Source organism: Nonlabens antarcticus, assembly GCF_015356755.1.
Lineage (GTDB): Bacteria > Bacteroidota > Bacteroidia > Flavobacteriales > Flavobacteriaceae > Nonlabens > Nonlabens antarcticus.
The window spans coordinates 1-252 of sequence record NZ_JADFCO010000029.1; the positions used below are offsets into that span (position 1 = coordinate 1).

Annotated in this window: 1 protein-coding gene; it reads left to right on the top strand. The window is 50.4% G+C overall.

The annotated features are described in order from the left end of the window. Positions 1 to 252: DDE-type integrase/transposase/recombinase (locus IQ282_RS14895; protein ID WP_394355188.1), on the top strand; the 252-nt coding region annotated here is incomplete at both ends.

A 252-nucleotide genomic window follows, 5' to 3' on the forward strand; every position in this document is an offset into this window, starting at 1 on the left:
TACAGCCCAAGAGGAGCTATCACATAACGACAGACTCCCACCATAGGTTCAGGAAGCATAAAAACATAGTGGGCAACATAGAGATCGACAAGCCGGAACAGGTATGGGTAAGCGACATAACTTATGTGGGAACCAGGGCCAACCCTTCCTACCTGGCACTGGTCACGGATGCTTATTCCAAAAGGATCATGGGGTATGATGTGTCCAACAGCCTTGCCATGGAGGGTTCACTCAGCGCTCTGGAAATGGCTC